18 protein-coding genes are annotated in these 16931 nt (G+C 72.1%); 4 read left to right on the top strand and 14 right to left on the bottom strand.

The window, feature by feature from the left end; all coding sequences use genetic code 11:
- Positions 1-3 precede the first annotated feature (3 nt).
- Positions 4-1038 carry an ABC transporter substrate-binding protein gene (locus tag OM076_RS03120; RefSeq protein WP_270037924.1) on the top strand — a complete coding sequence of 345 codons (1035 nt, stop codon included), beginning with the start codon at positions 4-6 and terminating at the stop codon, positions 1036-1038.
- A complete protein-coding gene (locus tag OM076_RS03115) occupies positions 1035-1895 on the top strand; it encodes an HpcH/HpaI aldolase/citrate lyase family protein (protein WP_270037923.1) in 861 nt (286 codons plus the stop codon). The genes OM076_RS03120 and OM076_RS03115 overlap by 4 nt, the downstream gene beginning before the upstream one ends.
- Here OM076_RS03115 and OM076_RS03110 read toward each other — a convergent pair.
- The 8 genes from OM076_RS03110 to OM076_RS03075 form a co-directional block, all read right to left on the bottom strand.
- Positions 1883-2605 (bottom strand): amidohydrolase family protein, encoded by a 723-nt coding sequence (locus OM076_RS03110; protein WP_270037922.1) that lies wholly within the window; start codon positions 2603-2605, stop codon positions 1883-1885. The two genes, OM076_RS03115 and OM076_RS03110, sit on opposite strands and share 13 nt — an antisense overlap.
- Positions 2602-2889, bottom strand: a complete 288-nt coding sequence (locus OM076_RS03105; RefSeq protein WP_270037921.1) for a putative quinol monooxygenase — start codon at positions 2887-2889, stop codon at positions 2602-2604. The genes OM076_RS03110 and OM076_RS03105 overlap by 4 nt, the downstream gene beginning before the upstream one ends.
- On the bottom strand, positions 2889-3839 hold the full coding sequence (locus OM076_RS03100) for a C-terminal binding protein (protein ID WP_270037920.1): 951 nt from the start codon (positions 3837-3839) through the stop codon (positions 2889-2891). Before OM076_RS03100 ends, OM076_RS03105 begins: the two co-directional genes overlap by 1 nt.
- Positions 3836-4513 (bottom strand): SDR family NAD(P)-dependent oxidoreductase, encoded by a 678-nt coding sequence (locus OM076_RS03095; protein WP_270038347.1) that lies wholly within the window; start codon positions 4511-4513, stop codon positions 3836-3838. Before OM076_RS03095 ends, OM076_RS03100 begins: the two co-directional genes overlap by 4 nt.
- Positions 4514-4539: 26 nt before the next feature.
- Positions 4540-5784, bottom strand: a complete 1245-nt coding sequence (locus OM076_RS03090; protein ID WP_270037919.1) for a M24 family metallopeptidase — start codon at positions 5782-5784, stop codon at positions 4540-4542.
- Between the two features lie 88 nt (positions 5785-5872).
- Positions 5873-6547, bottom strand: a complete 675-nt coding sequence (locus OM076_RS03085) for a GntR family transcriptional regulator (RefSeq protein ID WP_270037918.1) — start codon at positions 6545-6547, stop codon at positions 5873-5875.
- A gap of 85 nt (positions 6548-6632) precedes the next feature.
- Complete coding sequence (locus tag OM076_RS03080) at positions 6633-7493, bottom strand: ABC transporter ATP-binding protein (RefSeq protein ID WP_270037917.1); 861 nt, start codon at positions 7491-7493, stop codon at positions 6633-6635.
- Positions 7493-8326 (bottom strand): ABC transporter permease, encoded by an 834-nt coding sequence (locus OM076_RS03075; RefSeq protein ID WP_270037916.1) that lies wholly within the window; start codon positions 8324-8326, stop codon positions 7493-7495. Before OM076_RS03075 ends, OM076_RS03080 begins: the two co-directional genes overlap by 1 nt.
- Positions 8327-8418: 92 nt before the next feature.
- On the opposite strand from OM076_RS03075, the gene OM076_RS03070 reads away from it, so the two are divergent.
- Positions 8419-9333: a zinc-binding dehydrogenase gene (locus tag OM076_RS03070; RefSeq protein WP_270037915.1), complete on the top strand. Its 915-nt coding sequence runs from the start codon at positions 8419-8421 to the stop codon at positions 9331-9333.
- Here OM076_RS03070 and OM076_RS03065 read toward each other — a convergent pair.
- From OM076_RS03065 to OM076_RS03045, 5 genes are read right to left on the bottom strand one after another with little or no spacing between them, the layout of a single operon-like run.
- The gene (locus tag OM076_RS03065) at positions 9323-10495 is read right to left on the bottom strand and encodes a CaiB/BaiF CoA transferase family protein (protein WP_270037914.1); all 1173 of its coding nucleotides are present in this window, start codon (positions 10493-10495) and stop codon (positions 9323-9325) included. The genes OM076_RS03070 and OM076_RS03065 overlap by 11 nt on opposite strands.
- Entirely contained in the window at positions 10495-11679 is a 1185-nt protein-coding gene (locus OM076_RS03060; RefSeq protein ID WP_270037913.1) for a CaiB/BaiF CoA transferase family protein, read from the bottom strand. The genes OM076_RS03065 and OM076_RS03060 overlap by 1 nt, the downstream gene beginning before the upstream one ends.
- Position 11680: 1 nt before the next feature.
- On the bottom strand, positions 11681-12565 hold the full coding sequence (locus OM076_RS03055) for an amidohydrolase family protein (RefSeq protein WP_270037912.1): 885 nt from the start codon (positions 12563-12565) through the stop codon (positions 11681-11683).
- Entirely contained in the window at positions 12562-13449 is an 888-nt protein-coding gene (locus OM076_RS03050; RefSeq protein ID WP_270037911.1) for an HpcH/HpaI aldolase/citrate lyase family protein, read from the bottom strand. The genes OM076_RS03055 and OM076_RS03050 overlap by 4 nt, the downstream gene beginning before the upstream one ends.
- Entirely contained in the window at positions 13446-14501 is a 1056-nt protein-coding gene (locus OM076_RS03045) for an ABC transporter substrate-binding protein (protein ID WP_270037910.1), read from the bottom strand. The genes OM076_RS03050 and OM076_RS03045 overlap by 4 nt, the downstream gene beginning before the upstream one ends.
- Before the next feature lie 71 nt (positions 14502-14572).
- Between OM076_RS03045 and OM076_RS03040 the strand changes: the two genes are divergently transcribed.
- Entirely contained in the window at positions 14573-15967 is a 1395-nt protein-coding gene (locus tag OM076_RS03040; protein WP_270037908.1) for an MmgE/PrpD family protein, read from the top strand.
- On the opposite strand, the gene OM076_RS03035 is transcribed toward OM076_RS03040, so the two are convergent.
- Positions 15957-16916, bottom strand: a complete 960-nt coding sequence (locus OM076_RS03035; RefSeq protein ID WP_270037906.1) for an amidohydrolase family protein — start codon at positions 16914-16916, stop codon at positions 15957-15959. The genes OM076_RS03040 and OM076_RS03035 overlap by 11 nt on opposite strands.
- Positions 16917-16931: the final 15 nt, after the last annotated feature.

Here is a 16931-nt window from a genome sequence, read left to right as displayed (position 1 = left end):
CGGATGAGGCACAACTGGAGGCTGGGAGCGGTCGCCGCGCCCGTCATCGTCGCGAGCATGCTGCTGACGGCCTGCGGAGGCGACGACAACAGCACCTCGAGCAACGGCAGCGCGAGCACGGCGAGCACGCCGGCGGCCAAGAAGGACGTGATCCGCTGGGGCCAGGCGGTGTACTCGGGCGCGTACTGGGGCCTGTACGCCGGCCAGAAGGAAGGGTTCTTCGACAAGGCCGACATCGACCTGAAGATCCAGATCATCCCGAGCTCGCCGAACATCGTCTCGGCGGCCGAGGGCGGGTCCCTGGACATGTTCGCGGTGGCGACGGACTCGGCGGTCGCGGCGATCTCCAAGGGCGCGAACATCACGCTCGTGGGCGGCATCCAGCGGGTGTCGGCGCTGCAGTTCGTGGCACCCAAGGGCACGTCGTCGGGCTCGCAGCTCAAGGACGCGACGATCGGGGCGACCAACCTCACCTCGTCCGACGCGCTCTACGCGAAGCTCTTCCTGGAGCAGAACGGCCTCGGCGCGCGCGACTTCAAGATGGTCTCGGTCGGCACGTTCCCGCAGCGCGAGGCGGCGCTGCAGGCCAAGCAGATCAAGGGCGCGATGATGACCGAGCCCTGGACGACGGACCTCAAGAACCAGGGCTTCGTGGTCCTCGGCGGCGCCGACAAGGCCGCGGGCGCGAACTTCAACTTCCTCAATGCCGGAGCGCGCGCCGATTGGGCCTCCTCGCATCAGGACGTCGTGGTGCGGTTCCTGAAGGCCTACAAGCAGGCGGTCGCGTGGCTGTATGACCCGGCGAACAAGGCGGCGGCGCTCAAGCTGCTCACCGACAAGCCCGTGGGGCTGAAGCCCGACGCCGCGCAGGCGACCTACGACAGCTTCCTCGGTTCCAACCAGGTGCTGTCGGCCGACCTCACGGACACCGACCTGACCACGGGCATCGGGCTCGCCAAGAAGTCGGTCGCGCCGACGGCGACGGACGACCCGTCGAAGTACGCGACGCTCTCGTACCTGCAGCAGGCGGGTGCATGAGAAACGTCCGCAGTCTCTTGAGCACGCCGGGGCACCGGCCCCGGATGCTCGAGAGCGCCCTGTCCTCCGAGGCCGACGCGATCGTCGTCGACCTCGAGGACTCCGTGCCGCCGGAGTTCAAGCCGGCGGCACGGCGGGCGATGCGGGCGCTGCTGGAGGATGCGCCCGAGGACGCGCCGCTGCTCTACGCGCGGGTCAACCACGACGCCGTCGCCACCGACGTGCAGGCGATCGTGGCGCCGCGGCTCGCCGGCGTGCAGCTCCCGAAGGCGGAATCGCCCGAGGCCGTGCAGCGCCTCGACGAACTGCTCGGCGACGCCGAAGCGGCGGCCGGCGTCGCGCCGGGAACGGTCGAGATCATCGTCTCGATCGAGTCCGCGCTCGCGGTCCTGCGGGCGTTCGAGCTGCTCAGCGCGTCCCCCCGTGTCGTGTCCGTGATGCCGGCGGTGGCGGAGAACGGGGATCTGCACGCCGACCTCGGCTACGTCCATACGCGCGACGAGATCGCGACACTGCACGTCCGCTCGCACGTCCTGCTCGCGGCGCGCGCGGCGAAGCTGCCGAACCCGATCGACGGGATCTACAGCGGCGTGCGCGACCTCGACGGGTTCATCGCCTCGGCGAAGCTCGCCCGCACGCTCGGCTACCGCGGCAAGAAGCTCAGCCACCCGAGCCAGATCGGGCCGACGAACGAGATCTTCGCGCCCACCGACGACGAGCTGGACTTCCACCGGCGCGTCCTGCGGGCGCTCGAAGAGGCCGAGGCGCAGGGGCTCGGCGCGACCACGGTCGACGGGTTGATGGTGGACATCGCGATGGGCGAGATGGCCCGGCGCGTGCTCGCTCAGGCGCGGTAGAACGCGCGGGCGTTGGCGTGCAGGACGCGCTCCGCGCCCGGCAGCGTGTGGCGGATCAACTGCACGTCGGCGTCCGTGAACGGGCCGCGCGGCGGGTTGCGTGTCGAGGGGAGATCGGAACCGAACAGCAGCGCGGTGGGATCGACGGCGTCGATCGCCCGCAGCGCCGCCGGCACGTCGTGGTCGGTCCGCCCGAATCCGCTGGCCTTGACCTTCCAACCCTGGTCGACGGCGCGCAGCAGCGCCGGCAACCCGGCGGCGGAGATCCCGAGATGGTCGACCGAGACGCGCAGGCCCTCGAGCTGCGCGACCGGGAGTCCAGCCGCCGCGTCGACGTGCAGCTCGACGTGCCAGTCCACCAGCGCCGCCACCCGCTGGCCGAGCGCCACCAGCTCGTCGAGCGACTGCGTGCCGCGGCGCACGTTGAAGCGCAGCCCGCGGACGCCGAGCGCGCTGAGCTCGCGCAACTCGGCGTCGCTGACGCTCGTCTCGAGCTGGACTACGGCGAGGAATCCGGGGCCGAGCCGCTCGAGCGCATCCGGCAGGTAGCTGCGATCGAAGCCCTGGAACGCTCCCGTCACGACGACGCCGCCGGCGGCGTCGATCCGCGCGCGGTAGTCCTCGACCGTGAACGAGTGCGGCTCGAACTCCGGTCCGGCCGTGATCGGGAAACGGCGGTCGATGACGTGGAAGTGCGCGTCGAAGATCACAGCGTCTCGGCGAACGTGATCTCGCGCTCGCGGATGAGCAGCGGCAGGCCGCAGTCGACGATGAGCCGCTGAAAGTGCGGGGTCGCGCGGTGCGCGTCGAACGCCGCGCGGTCGATGAACTGCTCGTAGAGCAGGAAGCTCCCGAGCGTCTCACCGCGATGCGCGATCCAGGCCAGGCAGCCCGGCTCCGCGCGCGAGTGCTCCTGGTGCTCGCGGAAGATCGCCTCGAGCTCGGCCGCGTCGCCGGGGCGGACCTCCCAGCGCACCATCAGCGCGAACGCCATCAGGCCACCGGGCGGTTGGCGGCGAACCGCGGCTCGCCACCCGCCAGCACCCGCCCCACCTCGGCCGCAGCCTTGGTCCGCAGCTCGCGAACCGCCTCGATCGAGTACCACGCCGCGTGTGGCGAGACGAGCACGTTCGGCGCCTCGAGCAGCGGGTTCGGCGGCGTCAGCGGCTCGGCCGCGGCGACGTCCAGGGCCGCGCCGCCGAGCGCGCCCGACGCGAGCGCCGCGATCAGCGCCGGCTCGTCCACCAGCCCGCCGCGGGCGACGTTGACGACGCAGGCGCCGGGCTTCATCGTCGCGATCCGCTCGGCGCTCAAGACGGCGCCGCCGTCGCGCGCGGGCGGCGCGTGCAGCGAGACGTAGTCAGCGCGGGCGACGAGCTCGTCCAGGGCGACCGGCTCGGCTCCCGCGGCCACGATCTCCGCGGCCGGGCGGACGGGGTCGGCGGCGAGCACGGTCATGCCCAGCGCCGCGCCGCGGCGGCCGAGCGCCTCGCCGATCCGGCCGAAGCCGACGACGCCGAGGGTGCACTCCGAGAGCCGATGCACCGGGAGCCCGGCGGGCACGCCCCATGATCCTTCGCGCACCGTCGCGTCCAGCGCCACGAGCCGCCGATTGAGCGCCAGCAGCATCGCGAGCGCGTGGTCGGCGACCTCCTCGATGCAGTAATCGGGGACGAACGCGACCCAGATGCCGGCCGCGGCGGCGGCCTCGACGTCGACGTTGTCGACCCCGACGCCGTAGCGCACGATCGCGCGGCAGCGCGGCAACGCGGCGAGCGCAGCCGCGTCGAGCCGCAGCCGCGCGCCCACGAGGATCCCGTCGGCGTCCGCGCACGCGTCCAGTCCCAGACCGCGCGCGTCGCGCACCTCGACGCCGGCGCCGAGCGTCCCGCGCTCCAGGGTCAGGTCCTCGAAGCGATGGTCGATCGCGCAGACCACGGTCACAGCGTGTACCCCCCGTCGACGACGATCGTCTGGCCGGTGATGAAGCGCCCCGCCTCGCTCGCCAGCAGGAGCACGGCGCCGGCGACGTCGTCCGCCTCGCCGATCCGCCCCAGCGGGATCTCCGCGGCGCGCCGCGCCGCCTGCTCGGGGTCGGCGAGCACCGCCGCCCGCGTCTCGGTGTCGGTCAGCCCGGGGGCGACCGCATTGACGAGGATCCCGCGCGGCGCCCACTCCAAGGCGAGCACGCGGGTGAGGTGCTCGAGCCCCGCCTTGCTCGCCGCGTAGGGCGCGCGCTCGGTCACGGTCGCGCGGGCGTAGGTCGAGGACAGGTTGATGATCCGCCCGCCGCCGGGCATCCGCGCGGCCGCCGCCCGGGCCATCAGGAACGGCCCGCGCAGGTTGACGTCGAGCACCGCGTCCCACTCGTCGACGGCGTACTCGCCCGCCGGCCGGCGGATCGACAGCCCGGCGTTGTTGACCAGGATGTCGAGCCGGCCGATCTCGGCCATGAGCGCGTCGATCTGCTGAGGATCGGCGACATCGAGCGCGCGCAACCCGTCCCCCGCCTCGCGGCTGGTCCCGATGACCTCGGCGCCCGCCTCGGCCAGCGCGGTCGCGATCGACCGCCCGACGCCCTGGCGGGCGCCGGTGACGAGGGCGACACGGCCGGCCAGCCCGAACAGCGCACCGAGGTACTCGCTCAGCGCGTGCGCCCCGTGGAGGAATCGAAGGGATGGACGTCGATCACGAAGCGCTCCTCGAACGGGTACGTCGTGTACACATCAGGCGCCCCCTCGGTGACCACGAGGTTGTTCTCCAGGCGGAAGCCCCCGATGCCCGGCTCGCCGGCATACGGCTCGAGATTGAACTGCATCCCGGGCCGCAGCTCCTGCGGGTCGTCGCGCGTGTGCGGGGAGAAGTACGGCGGCTCCCACGGCGCCATGCCGGAGCCGTGGCCGAGCGAGTCCAGCACGTACGGATCGGCGGCGGCGAAGACGTCGGCCGTGGTGTTGCCCGCGATGCTCGCCGCGCACGCGTTCCAGACGGCGTCGTAGCACTTCTGGTGCAGCTCCTTCTGCGCCTGCGTCGGCTTGATGTCGCCGCAGATCCAGGTCCGCGTGAGGTCGCCCCAGTAGCCGTTGAAGCAGCCGCCGATGTCGATGATCACCGGGTCGCCCATGCGGATCACGCGATCGGAGGTGAAGCGCCGGTAGGGCGCCGTGTATGGGCCGGAGGCGACGATGTTCGAGCACTGGGTCCACTCGCTGCCCATCGCGGTCATCGTGTACCACGCCGCGGCCAGCACCTCGCACTCGCGCACGCCGGGCTTGAGCGCCTTGCGCGCCGCGTCCATGCCCGCCTCGGTGATCGCGTTGGCGACCTTCAGGCACATGACCTCGTCGTCGGTCTTGATGATCTTGGCCTCCATCAGGACCTTGTAGCCGTCGACGAACTCGGTGTCCGGGAACGCCTGGCGCAGGCCCTCCTCGAGCGTGACGCTCCAGAGGTCGATGCCGACGGTCTTGCCGGCGAGGCTGCCCGTGACCTCCTCGACGCTGTCGGCCCACTTGCGGATGCCGACGTCCTCGCGGAAGTTCGCGCGCGGGCGCAGGCACTCGTCGCTGAGCCACGGCATGCGCAGGCGGCAGTGCTCGTAGTCCATCGTGTAGAGGATCGGGTCGTCGTCGGGTCGCAGCACGACGGTGGCGTTGCCCAGCAGCGGCGTCGGCCCGAGGTGATGGCGGTAGCCGGTCAGGTAGCGGGCGTCCTCGGTGCGGAACACGAAGAGGAAGTCCGCCGCGGACTCGCGCAGCGCGACCTGGGCCTTCTCCAGTCGCTCGCGACGCAAGCGGCCGAAGTCGATCCGCTCCTCCCAGTCGACGCCCATGGTGCCGACATCCACCCGCGTGCCCAGCGAGGCTGCCACCCGCTCTTCGATCGCCATACGCTCCACTCCTCTCGCTTCAAAAATATAATATATGTTCGCGAAACGACGTCGACCACCCGTCGCTTCAGCCGCACGGCCTAGGCGCTCAGCTCGACGCCGTGGCGGATTCGCGCTCTTCGTCCGCCTGCTGCGCCTCGCGCGCGGCGAGGTAGGCGTGAAGCGGCTTCTCGGCCTGCGTCAGGTGATCGTGCATGAGCGTCGCCGCCCCGTCACCGTCACCCGCGCGCACGGCCTTCAGGATGCGCTTGTGCTCCGTCGCCCGCTGGCGCAACTCGCCCTTGATGCGGGTCGTGACGTATTGGTAGCGCTCGCTGTTGGCCCACAGCATCTCGGTGAACCGCAGCAGCCACGGCGAGTTGCACTTGTCGTAGATGCCGAAATGGAAGTTGCGGTGGTGCAGCCGGTGGTTGGGCCAGTCGCCGGCGCTGAAGGCCTCGGCCAGCAGGTCGAGCTCCTCCGCCAGGCCGTCGACCTCGGCGGGCGTGAGCTGCGGCACCGCGAGCTGGACCGCCAGCGGCTCCAGCAGCAGGCGCAGCCGGTAGGTCTCCTCCAGGTCCTCGACCCGCAGCGGCGCGACGGTGTAGCCACGGCGTGCGACCGGCACCACGAGACCCTCGGTCGCGACGACCCGGAGCGCCTCGCGGACCGGGATCGGGCTGATGCCGAGATCCTCGGCGAGGTCGTCGAGCAGGATCCGCTCGCCGGCCGGCAGGTCGCCCACCAGGATGCTGCGGCGCACGCTGTCGGCCGCGAACTCCACCAGCGAGACGCCGGGCGCCTTCGCTACGACACGGGCCCGGCCGGGCTCTCCGGCGGTCCGCCTCCCTCTCCGCGCAGCCATCGGATCACCCACCGCTCGTCGAGGTCATTGCCGCCTGCCGGGCCTCTTGCTCGATCTGGCGCCAGATACGGTCAGTGTAGGTCACGAATTCCGGAGTGCGCTTGACGTGGAGGTCGCGCGGGCGGGGCAGGTCGACGTCGACGACGTCGCGCACGCGGCCGGGCCGCGCGCTCATTACAACGACCCGGTCGGACAGGTACACGGCCTCGTCGATCTGATGGGTGATGAACAGCACGGTCGTCGCGTTCTGGCGCCAGATGCGCAGGAGCTCGGACTGCATGATCTCGCGCGTCTGCGCATCGAGCGCCGAGAACGGCTCGTCCATCAGCAGGACCCGCGGGCCGATCGCGAGCGCGCGGGCGAGGTTGGCGCGCTGGCGCATGCCGCCCGAGAGCTCGTGCGGGTAGTGGTTCGCGAAGTCCTTCAGGCCGACGAGCTCGATCGCCGCCTGCGCCCGCGCCTCGGACTCCTTGCGCCATTCGCCGCGGCTGAGGTCGCCACGCATGCCGCGGGCGCCCTGCGCCTCCAGGCCGAAGCGGACGTTCGCGGTGAGCGTGCGCCACGGAAAGAGCGAATCCTGCTGGAAGACGAAGCCGCGGTCCGGGCCGGGGCCGGTGACCGGCTCGTCGCCGATCATGACCGTGCCCGAGGTGGCCTTGATCAGGCCGCCGACGATCCGCAGCAGCGTGGTCTTGCCGCAGCCGCTGGGGCCGACGATCGAGAGGAACTCGCCCGGGCGCACGTCGAACTCGATGTTCTCGCACACGGTCATCGTGTTCCCGTGGCGGGTGAACTCGTGGGTGACGCCCTGGACCTCGAGGCCGAGGGTCGTCGGGTCCGCGCCGGTATCGATCGAGGTGCTCATCACGCGTCTCCCGTCCGCCAGGGGGCAAGCTTTCGCTCGAGCCGTTTGAGCAGGATCATCGAGACGATGCCGGTGATCGCCAGCGCGGTGATCCCGACGAACACGCCGGCGGGGTTGAACACCTGCGAGGAGGACAGGACGAGGTAGCCCATGCCCGCCTGGGAGGCGAACAGCTCGCCGGCCACGACGCCGATCAGCCCGCGGCCGACGCCGAGCCGGATGCCGCTGATCACGAAGGGCAGTGCCGCGGGCAACATGACCTTGAGGAAGATCTGCCGCCGCGTCGCCGAGAAGGCGTTCGCCGTCTCGAGGATGTGCGGGTCGACGTTGCGGATGCCGGTGTCGGTGTTGATGATGATCGGCAGCACGGCGAGGATGAAGACGACCGCGACCTTCGAGGACAGCCCGATGCCGAGCCAGAGGATGAAGAGCGGCCCGAGCGCGATCACCGGCGTCGCGTAGAACGCGTTGATCACCGGGTCCAGGTAGTCGCGCACGACCTTGCTCGAACCCATCGCGAGCCCGATCGCGATGCCGACGACCACCGCGGCGAGGAAGCCGTAGATGAACTCCTGGCCGCTGGCCGAGATGTCGCGCCAGAGGTCGCCGCTGCGGGCGAGCTTGCCGTACTCGGAGATGATCTCCGTCGGCGCGGCGACGGCGATCGACCCCTTCATGAAGACCCTGGCCACGAATTCCCAGGCGAGCAGCAGCACGACGATCGTGGTCACGCCGCGGATCGCGGTCACGTGATCGTGGTGGAACCGCTTGAACCCGCGGGCAGGAGTGGGACGCGACCGGATGCCCGTCGCGTCGGCAGTTGCAGACGACATCTCGCTCATCTCCTCGTTCTGCGCACAAGCATATATGATATATATGACGTCGTCAACGGGGGCTGAAAGCGCCTCCAGGGAGGAGCCAGAGCGTGCGAGCCGTCGTCGCCACTGCGCATGGCGGACCCGAGGTCCTCGAGGTCCGCGACGAGCCCGAACCGCGTCCGGACGACCGCATGGCGACGGTACGCGTGGCCTCCGCGGGCGTCAACTTCTCCGACCTGCTGGCGATCTCGGGCCGCTACCCCGGCCCCACGCCGCCGTTCGTTCCCGGCATCGAGGTGGCCGGCCATGAGTCCGAGAGCGGCCGCCCGGTGCTGGCGCTCGTGCCGTCCGCCGGCTACGCCGAGATCGTGCGCGCGGACCGGCGGCTGCTCTTCGACGCCGAGGGCATGGACCTCGCGCAGGCCGGCGGCTACCCGCTGGTCACGCTCGCGGCGTACTTCGGGCTCGTGCACGCCGCGCGGCTCGCGCGCGGGGAGACGGTGCTGGTGCTCGCCGCCGCCGGCGGCCTCGGCTCGGCAGCCCTGCAGGTCGCCCGCGCGCTGGGCGCCGGACGCGTGCTCGCCGTCGCCTCCACCGAGGAGAAGCGCGCGCTCGCGCTCACCCACGGCGCGGACGCGGCCTACGCCTACGACGAGCCGCTGCCCGCGGCCGACGTCGTCGTCGACGGCGTCGGCGGCGACGCGTTCCTGAACGCCTACCGCGCCACCCGGCCCCTGGGCCGGGTGCTGCTCGTCGGCGCCAGCTCCGGCACGCCGCCCGCGTTCCCCGGCTTCCAGGAGCTGCGCGAGCGCGCCGTCGCGCTCGTTCCGTTCAGTTTCAAGGCGCTCCGCGAGCGCAGCCCGGAGTTCGTCGCCCGCGAGGCGCCGCGCGGGCTGGACCTCGTCCGCCGCGGCGAGGTGCGGCCGCTGGTCGCCGCGACCGAGCCGCTCGAGGCGGCGGGCGAGGCGCTGCGCCGGCTCGGCGGCCGGGCCAGCGTCGGCAAGCTCGTGCTCAGGCCCTGACAAGCGCGTCGATGTCCTCCTCGGCGAGGCCGGCGAGCGCCAGCTGCTTCCGTGTGTCGGCGCCGAGCGCGGGGGCGGGCTCGGGCGGTGCTGCCGGTTCGCCGCCGAAGCGCACCACGGGGGCGAGCACGCGCACGGGGCCCGCGCCCGGCTGCTCGAGCTCCTGCACGAGCCCGCGCGAGCGCGCGTAGTCCCCTTCCAGCGCGCCCGAGAGGCTCGTCACCGGCCCCGCCGGCACACCCGCCTCGCGCAGCCGCCGCAGCCAGTCGTCGAGGTCGCCCGCGGCGAGCGCACCGGCGACGATCGCCTCGACCTCCGCGAAGCGCTTCTGGCGCTCGGGCACGGTCGCGTAGCGCGGATCGGTGGCGAGATCGGGCCGGCGGGCCGCGGCGCAGAAGCGCCGCCAGAGGGGATCCATCTGGACGGACAGGGCAAGGTCACCGGTGCGCGTGGCGTACCGGCCGAACCCTGGCACCGTGTGATGGCGATTGCCTGAGCGCGGCGGCTCCTCTCCGGTCACGAGGTACATCTGCGCGAGGTAGGAGCTGAGGTTGACGAGGCTGTCGAAGAGCGGCACGTCGACGTGCGCGCCCTCCCCCGTCGCGTCGCGATGGTGCAGCGCGGCGAGGATGCCGATCGTCGCCCACAGCGACCCGGCGACGTCGCCCATCGGCAGGCTGAGCTTGGTCGGCGGCCCGTCCGGGTCGCCGTTGAGCGCCATCGCGCCGGTGATCGCCTGCACAATCACGTCCATCGCCGGCTCGCCCGCGAACGGCCCGTCCTGGCCGAAGCCGCTGAGCGAGCAGACGATGATCCCCGGGTGGCGCTCGCGCAGGGTCTCGTAGCCGAGGCCGAGCCGCGCGAGCACGCCGGGGCGGAAGTTCTCGACCACGATGTCGCAGGTCGCCGCCAGCGCCTGGCCGGCGCGGCGGCCGGCCGGGTCCTTGAGGTCGAGCACGACACTGCGCTTGCCGCGGTTGACCGCGAGGAAGTAGTGGCTGATCTCGCCGGCGAACGGCGGGATCGACCGCGTGTAGTCGGGCGCGCCCGGGTCCTCGACCTTGATCACCTCGGCGCCGAGCTCGGCCAGCGCCATCGTGGCGTACGGCCCCGCGAGCACGCGGGTGAGGTCGAGGACGCGGATGCCTTCCAGCGGCCGCATCAGCGCACGACGCCCGCGGCGCGCAAGCGGGCGATCGTCGCGTCGTCGCAGCCCGCCTCGCGCAGCACCTCGTCGGTGTGCTCGCCCAGCAGCGGCGGGTGGCGGTCGATCGCCGGCGGCGTCTCGGACATGCTGATCGGCGGGCCGATCTGCGGGATCGCGCCCGCGGTCGGGTGCTGCAGGGTCTGCACGAGCCCGGCCTCCTCGACCTGCGGGTGCGAGAGGATCTCCGACAGCGTCAGCACCGGCGCGAACAGCGCGCCCTCGGCGGCGAAGCGCGCGCGCCAGTCCTCGGTCGTGCGCTGGGCGAAGACGGGTTCGATGATCGCGGCGAGCGCGTCGCGGTGCTCGCGCCGCAGCGCGCCGGTGGCGAAGCGCGGGTCCTCGAGCAGCTCCGGCAGGCCGATCGCGCGGGCGAACTTCGGCCAGCTCTCGCCGCCGTAGGTGCCGGCCATCGCCTGCCCGTCGGCGGTGCGATAGGCGCCGTAGGGGACGTGGACGGCGTGCGCGCTCCCGAACCGCTCGGGGTCCTCGCCCGAGGCCCAGTAGGTGCCGAGGCGGGTGGTGAGCATGCTCAGCACGCCGAAGAGCATCGGCACCTCGACGTGCTGGCCGCGGCCCGTGCGCTCGCGGGCGAGCAGCGCCAGCAGGATGGCCTGGACGGCGTACATCGCGCCGGTGAAGTCGGCGATCGGCGCGCCGACCAGCACGCCGTCGCGCCCGCGTTCTCCGGTGAGCGAGACGATGCCGGACGTCGCCTGGACGACCGGGTCGGTGCCGGGCGCGTCGCGCAGCGCGGCCTGCGGCCCGAAGGCGGAGACCGAGCAGTAGACGAGCCGCGGGTTGAGCTCCGCCATCGCGGCGTAGCCGATGCCGATGCGGTCGGCGACGCCGGGGCGATAGTTCTCGACCAGCACGTCGGCCTCGCGGATGAGGTCGAGCACGAGCGCCTTGCCCTCGGCGGTGCGCATGTCGATGGACAGGCTCCGCTTGCCGCGGTTCCAGAGCAGGAACAGCGCGCTCTGGTCGCCGAGCTTGTCGGCCCCGCCGGTGCGGGAGGAATCGCCCTCCAGCGATTCGACCTTGATCACGTCGGCGCCGTGGTCGGCGAGCACGAGGGTCGCGAACGGGCCGGCCATGTGGCGCGTGAAGTCGACGATCCGGATGCCGTCCAGCACGCGCATCTCAGACCCCCACGGCACGCACGAAGTTCTCCCCGCCGACGAGCGCGCGCTCCGCGTCGGTGAACGGCAGCTCGCCCAGCCGCGCCACGTACGCGGCCGGGGAGACGAACGGGTAGTTCGTGCCCAGCAGGACGCGCTCGGCCCCGATCCGCCGGATCAGCGCGACGAGCTCCGCTTCCGTCGGCTGCCCCGGCTGCCCGAGCCGGCTCAACCGCATCGACGTGTCCGTGTAGACGTGTTCATGGCTCGCGCACAGGCGCACGATGTCCTCCTCATAGCCGTGCCCCAGGTGGGCGAGGATCAGCTTCAGGTCGGCGAACTCGCGCAGCACCGCGTCCCAGCGGCCGGGTCGTCCGTAGTGGTCGGCGCCGGGCGCCGGCGGGTCGCCGCCGCCCGACCCGGACTGCGAGAGCAGCGGCAGGCCGAGCTCGCAGCAGCGCTGCACCACCGGCCGCAGGAGCGGGTCGTCGGCGTAGACCCGCATCGACGGCGGGATGATCTTCACCCCGCGCGCGCCTTCCGCCACACCGCGGTCGATCTCCTCCACCAGCTCCGCCGGAGACAGGAAGCGCACGTTGACGCCGATGAACGGCAGGAAGCGGGCGTCCTCGCGCCCCAGCCGGCACCCCCAGCGATTGAGGGCGAAGAGCTGTTCGCGCACCTGCTCGCGCGCATCGGGGGCGCCCGCCGCCTGCAGCTCGGCGAAGCGCTCGCCCGCGCGGACGTTGAGCAGGACGACGGTGCGGTCGATTCCCGCCTCGGTGACGATCTCGGCCAGCTCGCCGATCTCGCCCGTCCGGCGCGGCTCGTCCACGCCCAGCAGCCGCTGCCACTCATGCCCCGACGCCTCGGTCGGGAACGCGTGGGCGTGGGCGTCGACGATCACGCCCCGACGCCCGCCCGCTCCGCCAGCTCGAGCACCTGGCGGGCCGTCGCGGCCATCGCGTAGTCGATGAAGCGCCCGTCGACCACCGCCGCCGCCGACCCTTCGGCCAGCGCCGCGTCGAACGCCTCGAGCACCCGCCGGTGCTCGCGCACCTCGGCCTCGGAGGGCGTGAAGACGCGGTTGACGATCGCGACGTGCGACGGGTGGACGACGAGCTTGCCGCGGTAGCCGAGCTGGCGCGCGTGGCGCGCCTCGACCTCCAGCCCTTCGAGGTCCGCGACCTCGCCGTAGATGCCGTCGAGCGGGTTCGGGACCTCGGCCGCGCGCTGGTCCATCAGCACCTTCGAGCGCAGGAAGAGCCGCTCGATGCCCTCCGGCGTCCACTGGAATCCGAGCTCGCGCGCCATGTCGCCGTTGGCGGCCGCGCCCGGGATGAGCGAGACGATCCGCGGCGAGGCGGAGGCGATCTCGAACGCCCGCACGCCGGCCAGCGGCGTCTCGATCAGCACCAGGATCGCGACCGAGCCCGGCTCGACGCCGTGCTCGGCCTCGGCGGCCGAAAGCAGGGCGTCGGCGTGGTGCACGTCGGCGGGCGCCAGGACCTTCGGCAGGATGATCCCGGCGAGGCCCGGCCGGACGATGCTCGCCAGGTCATCCTCCAGGCCGCCTGGGCCCGGAGGATTGACCTTGACGAACACCACCGCCCCGGGCACGGTCAAACTGGCGGCGACGGTCTCCCGCGCCTGCGGCTTCAGCTCGTCCGGGACGCTGTCCTCGAGCACGAGGCAGAGCGCGTCGGCTCCGTAGCGCGGCGCCTTGGCGATCAGGTCGCCGCGGTGGCCGGGCGTGTAGAGGACGCTGCGCAGCAGGCGCGGTGCGGTCATCCGGCCGAGGCCTTGGAGCAGTAGTCGCCTCCCAGCGTCAGGCTCTCCGGGGTCGGCGGGGTGCCGGAGAGGTTGCCGCTCGCCTGATTGGCGGCGATGACGGCCTGCAGGCTGGGGGCGGGAACGTCGCAGCTGGTGCTGTAGACCTTCTGGTCGACCATCCAGTCCTGGTAGGCCTGCGTCATCACCTTCGGGTCGGTCTGCAGCTCCTTCGCGAGCGCGGCGATGACCGCGTCCTTGTTGGCCGGGTCGTACATGAACTGCACCGACTGCAGCCAGGCCTTCTCGAAGTTGACGACCGCCTGCGGGTTCTCCTGCGCCCACGACTTGGTGGTCGCGATCATGTTGAACGGGCGGTTCGCGAGGCCGGGGACGTCGGCGGCGCGGATCAGCTCCTTGAAGCCCTTGGCGCGCAGAAGGCTCAGCTGCGGCTCCGGCGTCGCCAGCCCCATGCTCTTGCCGTTGAGCAGCGACTGCGTGCGCGCTGCCGGGTCGCCGGCGATCAACAGCGAGTAGTCCTTGGAGACCTTCAGCCCGTAGTGGTCGAGCATCGAGACGATGATGCCGCCGTCGGCGGTCTTCAGACCGGACGCGGCGAGCGCCTTGCCGTGCAGGTCCTTGGGGGCCGCGATCTTGGAGTTCGTCACCAGGCTGTACGGCGTGCCGTTGACCACCGGCAGCATGATCGCCACGTCGGGCTGGGCCTGGTGGGCGATCGCAATGGCGTCGGTGGTGATTGCTCCAATCGGCGTCGACTTGCTCGCGACCGCGGTCTCGGCCGTCGCGGCATCCTTGGTCAGGACGATGCTCAGATCCAGTCCGTTCTTCTTGAAGATGCCCTCGGCCTGGCCGACGACGTACGGCGCGTAGAGCATGTTCACGCTCGTCAATCCGAACTTCAGCTTGACCGGCGCACTCGACGTCGCCGCGGGCTTGGCTGTGCCGCTGCCACCCCCGCCCGAGTCGTCGTTGGACCCGCAGCCGGCGATGACTACTGCGCCGAGCGCGACGCACGTAGCGACAGGGACGGCGAAACGCTTGATACCGAACATGGCCACTTTCTCTCCCCTCACCTGACTCCACAGGTGATGATCGGTCGCCTCAGATAATATATTATATAGGCATGGAGAGCAACTCGATCACGGCCACGTTGTCCACCTTCGCGGCCGAGCTGCGCTTCGAAGACCTCCCGGGGGCGGTCGTGGACCACGTCGAACGGCTGGTGCTGGACACGCTCGGCTGCGCGCTCGGCGGCACGACCACGCCGCTCGGCGCGCTCTCCCAGCGGTTCGCGGCACTGTCGGGTGAAGCGCCGCAGGCCAGCGTCGCCGGCAGCGCGGCGCGGACGGGCGCCTCCCAGGCGGCCGCGGCGAACGGGCGCATGGCGGGCGCGCTGGACGCCGACGACACCTTCACCGCCGCCGGGCAGACCTCGCATCACGGCGCGCCGACCGTCGCCGCGGCGCTCGCCCTGGCCGAACGCGACGGCCTGTCGGGAGCCGAGCTGCTCACCGCCGTGGCCGCGGGGTATGAGATCGGCGCGCGCATCGGCGCGGCCATCCCCGCCCACGCGACGACGCCGTCCGCGAACGGCGGCTGGAAGGTGGGCGGCGGCCCCGCCGGCGTGCTCGCGCCCGCGCTCGCCTCCGCGCGAGCGCTCGGACTCGACGCGGGATCGACCGCGCACGCCTTCGGGATCGCGGGCGCGCACGTGGAGCTCCCGCCGCTGAAGTGGTTCGAGGGCCGCGTCGCGCCGATGGTCAAGTCGATGGACTGCGGCTGGAACGCGGCCTCGGGGCTGAACGCCGCGCAGCTGGCGGGGCTCGGGATGACCGGCCACGGCGACATCCTGGACGGCCCCCACGGCCTCTGGCGCGCGCTCGGGCATGACCACTTCGACGGCGACGTGGCGGTCGCCGGCCTCGGCGAGCGCTGGTGGACCTTGGGCGCGAAGATCAAGGCCTGGCCGTGCCAGTACTGGATGCAGCCGTCGCTGCTCGCGTTCGCGGAGATCTTGATCGAGCACGGCCTCGCGGCCGAGGAGCTCGAGCGGGTCCTGCTGCGCACGAGTTCCCGCAGCGGGGCGCCGCGCTTTCGCGACCAGCACCCCGAGGGCTTCGTCACGGCGAGCTTCAACTTCCCGCACGCGGCCGCGATGCTCGCGCTCGGCGTGCCGGCCGGGCCGCGCTGGGCCGGCGAGGACGCGCTGGCCGATCCGCGTGCGAGCGCGGTGCGCGAGCGCGTCGAGGTGGAGACGACCACCGCCCAGGCCGTGATCGAGGACGGCATGCTCGTCGCGCTGGCCGGCAGCGCGGTCGTGTGGGCGCGCGGCGAACGCTTCGAGGCGAGCGCGGATGCGCCGCCGCCGGCCGACCTCGCGAGCAAGCTCGCCGCCATGGTCGAGCCGCTCGGCCCCGCGTGGGCCGGCCGCGACGCGGCGCTGCTCGCGCTCGCCGGCACGCTGCGCGACGCACCGGACGTGCGCGGCGCAGCGGCGCTGTTGCGGCCTACAGGTTGAACAGCCGTGCGACGTTGTCCTCCGCGATCTGCGTCGCGGTCGCCTCACCCACGGCCTCGACCAGCGAGTCCCACGGCGCGGGGGTCGACATGTCGTAGGGCAGATCGGTGCCCATGACGACGTTCTCGACGCCCACGCGGCTCACGAGGTAGGTGAGCGCCTGGACGTCGTGGGTGATCGTGTCGAAGATCAGCTGGCCGGCGAAGCTCCACGGGTCGGCGGGGGCGTCGGCGAGCTCCTGGCGAACGGTCTTGGCGTGGCGCAGGCGCCCGGCCTGGAACGGGAAGTAGCCGCCCGCGTGGGCGAGGACGATGCGCACGCCCGGGTGGCGCTCGAGCATCCCGGAGGCGACGAGGCGCTCGGCGCAGATCGTCGTCTCGAGCAGGTTGCCGATGACGTTGCCGAGATAGAACGCCTTCAGGCCCGAGATCGGGGTGTTGTAGGCGTTGTGGATGAACACCGGGACGCCGGCGTCCTCGACCGCCTGCCACCAGACGCCGTAGGCGTCCTCGTCGAGCCGGTGGGTGCCGGTCCAGGAGCCGATCGCGGCGCCGACCGCCCCGTCGGCGACCGCCGCCTTGAGCACCTCGCCCGCCCGCGCCGGATCCTGCAGCGGGACCTGCGCGAGCCAGTACAGCCGCTGCGGGTCGTGCGCCGCCATCTCCCTCAGGCCGCGGTTGCACGCCTCGGCCATCGCCTCGCCATGAGCGAGCTCGAGGTTGTAGGCCAGCATGCGCGGCTCCAGCGACATGATCGCGCCCTCCAGCCCGCGGCTCTCCAGCTCCGCGAGCTTGGCCGCCGGGTCGTGCTGGGACCGGAACAGCTCGTGGTCCGACAGCGCGCCGCTGGACACGACGCCGTCCTTCACGGTCACCCCGTACGCGCTCTCGGCCTGCAGGAGTTCGATGACGGGATCGGGCAGCGCATGGTTGTGGGCGTCGATCTTCATGCCAAAGCTATATCA

The sequence above is a fragment of the Solirubrobacter ginsenosidimutans genome, from assembly GCF_027587205.1.
Note: the sequence above shows the minus strand (reverse complement) of the source record. Positions and strands in the feature narration are given on the sequence as shown.